This window comes from Flavobacterium sp. UBA4854 (genome assembly GCF_002399805.1).
GTDB lineage: Bacteria > Bacteroidota > Bacteroidia > Flavobacteriales > Flavobacteriaceae > Flavobacterium > Flavobacterium ginsengisoli.
Genome location: NZ_DHEI01000143.1, coordinates 30,213 through 33,689 on the forward strand (window position 1 = coordinate 30,213; position 3,477 = coordinate 33,689).

At 35.8% G+C, this 3,477-nt stretch carries 4 protein-coding genes and 1 pseudogene; all 5 read right to left on the reverse strand.

All coding sequences use genetic code 11. From position 1 onward, the window contains the following. Window positions 1–135: pseudogene (locus B3J44_RS20770) on the reverse strand (EamA/RhaT family transporter); the annotation flags it as partial. Between the two features lie 126 nt (window positions 136–261). After that, window positions 262–1,779 carry a flotillin family protein gene (locus tag B3J44_RS20775; protein ID WP_198855192.1) on the reverse strand — a complete coding sequence of 506 codons (1,518 nt, stop codon included), beginning with the start codon at window positions 1,777–1,779 and terminating at the stop codon, window positions 262–264. An 11-nt stretch (window positions 1,780–1,790) separates the two neighbouring features. Next, window positions 1,791–2,354 (reverse strand): NfeD family protein, encoded by a 564-nt coding sequence (locus tag B3J44_RS20780; protein ID WP_286971197.1) that lies wholly within the window; start codon window positions 2,352–2,354, stop codon window positions 1,791–1,793. 142 nt (window positions 2,355–2,496) lie between these two features. Continuing rightward, on the reverse strand, window positions 2,497–2,772 hold the full coding sequence (locus B3J44_RS20785) for a hypothetical protein (RefSeq protein WP_286971198.1): 276 nt from the start codon (window positions 2,770–2,772) through the stop codon (window positions 2,497–2,499). A gap of 354 nt (window positions 2,773–3,126) precedes the next feature. Next, window positions 3,127–3,477: methionine--tRNA ligase subunit beta (gene metG / locus B3J44_RS20790; RefSeq protein ID WP_286971199.1), on the reverse strand; the 351-nt coding region annotated here is incomplete at its 5' end.

Genomic DNA, 3,477 nt, shown 5'->3' on the forward strand with positions numbered 1-3,477 from the left:
CAAAACCACAGCAAAAAACATTCGGTAAAAAGCCGAAATTAATCCTGGAGTTAAGCGTAATTTTACTAATATTGGAAAAATCGATATGCAAAGTATACCGCAGATTAGGGCTAATCTTGGTTTAGTGAGTTTCATTAGACGTATTTTATTCTTGTATTATTTTTCAAAGATAACTTAGAAAGCGAGTATTTTGAAAGCAAAAAGCGCAAATCGATTAAAAATCTTAATCGGTTCGCGCTTTTTTATATTAAAAAAAGGTTTTTATTCTTTTGTTTCTTCTACTTGAATAGTTGGAGGAACTTCAGGAGGAGTATCTTCGCCTTTTAAATAAGTTGGAAGGTTTAAACCTGCCATATTAAATAAATCATTTAATGGCGGAACTGTCTTCATCATTCCAGAAACAAAGTTAGCTGTAGAACCGTTTTCGCCTTGACCATTTCCAGAATCCCAAACCGTGATTTTGTCAATTTTGATATTTTTAACTGCTTCAACTTGAGTTTTAACCAATTCAGGAAGTTTTTCTAATAATAAAAGTTGGAATGCTTTGCTTGGATCTCCGCCTGCTGCAGCCACAACATCTTTATAACCTTCGGCTTGTTTCGTTAATATTTCAAATAAACCTTTTGCTTCTGCTTCCATTTTAGCAAAGATTGCATCAGCTTCTCCTTTTGCATTCTCTCTAATCGTTTCTGCAGCAGCTTGTGCTTCGATAATTGCTCTTTGTTTGGCAATTTCGGCAGGAACTACAATGTTGGCAATTTGAGTAGAACGTTCTCTTTCAGAACGTGCCAGCTCGGCTTTTTGTTCAGCTAGGTAAGATTCTTCCAAAGCTTTTGCCTGTTGTACTTTTTCTGCAGCAATTGCAATACGCAAAGATTCTGCTTCTTTTTCTCTACGAATAGCTTCAGAATTGGCAATAGCAATTTTCGCTTCGTTCTCTCCCTGAATTGCAATTGCGTTTGCTTCAGACGTTTTTACCCTTGTATCTCTTTCTGCTTCAGCTTTACCAATCGTTTCGTCTTTAGCCGCTGTTGCAATGCTAATTTCACGATCTTTTTGAGTAATCGCGATTTTTACATCTCTGTCTCTATGTGTTTCAGCAATTTGAGTGTCTTTTTCTCTATCAGCAAGAGCTTTACCAGTTTCTCCGATTTTTTCCTGTTCAGCCACGCTAATTTTAGCTTCATTGATTGCTTTTGCAGCAGCTTCTTTTCCTAAAGCTTCGATATAACCAGACTCGTCACGAATATCGGTAACGTTTACGTTGATTAGTTTAAGACCAATTTTCTTTAATTCGCTGTCAACGTTTTTAGAAATGTTATCTAAGAATTTATCACGGTCTGAGTTAATTTCTTCAATAGTCATCGTTGCAATAACCAAACGCAATTGACCAAACAAAATATCTTTTGCAAGCTCTTGAACTTGTTCTGATGACAAACCTAATAATCTTTCTGCAGCGGTATTCATACTGTCAGTTTCCGTAGAAATGGCGATGGTGAATCGACAAGGAACATCGACTCTAATGTTCTGACGGCTTAACGCATTGGTTAGATTCGCTTCGATAGAAAGCGGTTTTAAATCTAGAAAAGAGTAATCCTGAATTACTGGCCAGATAAAAGCACCACCACCGTGTACACAACGTGCTGAGGTTCCGCCAGTACGGCCATAGATTACTAAAATTTTATCTGAAGGACAGCGCTTGTACCTCGAGATTAATGCTGAAATGGTTACGAATAGAACGATTGCCGCAACGGCAATCAAAATAATTGGGTTGATCATTATAATTTATGTTATATGGTTTCTACGATTAAAAGGTTGTTGTTTTCTATTTTGACAACTTTTACAGCCGAACCAGACGGAATTCTTTCATTTTCTGTCATAGCTTCAAGTTCATGAAAAGCGCCATTTACGCTAATCATAATTTTACCTTTTCCGGTTTTATTTTCTGGAATGGTCAAATAAACTTCAGCAGTTTTATTTAGCGTATTAGTGATTTTAAAAGAATTGTCTTCGGCTAGTTTTTGCACTTGTTTGATTACAAAGAAAAACAATAGCACAAATGAAACTCCAACGACAAAAGCGAGTGTAATAAGAAACCATGGCTTTTCGCCAATTGTAGCATAAAATGAAATGCCTGTCCAGCTAAAACCTAAAAGAAAGTTAATTAGGTTTCTTAATGAGAAAAGCTGAAAATCGCCATCGTGAACATGTGCATCAAAATCGGTATCGAAACCATCGGCAATGTCAAGACCCGAAAAAGTAATAATGGTTTGAATAAGAAAAATTAAACTTGTTGGAATCGCGATGTACCAAAAAGATTTAAGCAACGTAGGTAAACTGTCTAATAGCTCCATAATTTTCAGTTTTTCGAATAACTTTTGGCGCTAATATCTCATTTTTTTTGTAAGAAAACTAATTTTAAAGAAAAATGTACTTTACAGTATTTGTAGAATAAAAAAAGCGTGAAATCAATAAAGAATTTCACGCTTTTATTTTTTAAGCCACTAAAAATTTACTGCAGGCTTTCTGAATTTGTTTATCCGAAAACGGTTCGAGTGTTTCGGCAAGCATTTCACTGGTTTTGATGCATTCCATCATTTTTGATCTTAGCTCTTTGTCATCTCCCAATTCTGTTTCAAGAATTCGCTTGAAAATTTCAGACAAATAATGGGGCTGTTCTCTAAAATCGCCTTCAAACCATAAGTCTGAAAGGAATTTTGCCATCGATGGCATTACATCGTGATGTGTCGGTTTTTGATTTTCTCTTTGCATATCGAAAATATTAAACGCACGAAACCCTCGCTTTAGATGTGCAAAAATACCCAGAAGGATAGATTTCCCGAGTTTCCATAGGGCCATCATGGCGAGGGTTCGCTTATGTTAACTTTAAATAAAGTTTCAGAATTACTTCTGGTATTTTTGCAGAACAAACTTACAAAATTGAATTTGAAAGAAGTAGTAAAATGTAAGAATTTTATTTTATTTTTTTATTCTGCCAATCATTTCGAGGAACGAGAAATCTTCGCGAAAAGCTCGACAAAGATTGGATTCTCATTGCGGAGTTACTTGCGAAGATTTCTCGTTCCTCGAAATGACAAACGATATGTTTAGATGTGTAAAATCAGTTTAGTTTACTGTCGCTCCATTTGGCGCATCAGCATCTGGATTTACAAAAACCAGTTTCCCTTCAGCGTTTGTTGTCATTAAGATCATTCCTTGACTTTCAACACCGCGTAAAGCTCTTGGAGCTAGGTTTGCTAATACAGAAACACGTTTTCCGATGATTTCTTCTGGCGAAAAACTTTCAGCAATTCCTGAAACAATCGTACGAACATCAATTCCTGTATCTACTTTAAGAACTAAAAGCTTATTTGCTTTTGGCATTTTTTCAGCCTCAAGAATAGTTCCGATACGAATATCCATTTTCGCAAAATCCTCAAACTGAATTAAATCTTTTTGCGGATCTGGTTGTTTGCT

Bases quoted from the DNA above. Each gene is read 5' to 3' on its own strand.
- B3J44_RS20780 (WP_286971197.1), bottom strand. From the start codon at position 2,354: ATGGAGCTATTAGACAGTTTACCTACGTTGCTTAAATCTTTTTGGTAC.
- B3J44_RS20775 (WP_198855192.1), bottom strand. From the start codon at position 1,779: ATGATCAACCCAATTATTTTGATTGCCGTTGCGGCAATCGTTCTATTC.
- B3J44_RS20785 (WP_286971198.1), bottom strand. From the start codon at position 2,772: ATGCAAAGAGAAAATCAAAAACCGACACATCACGATGTAATGCCATCG.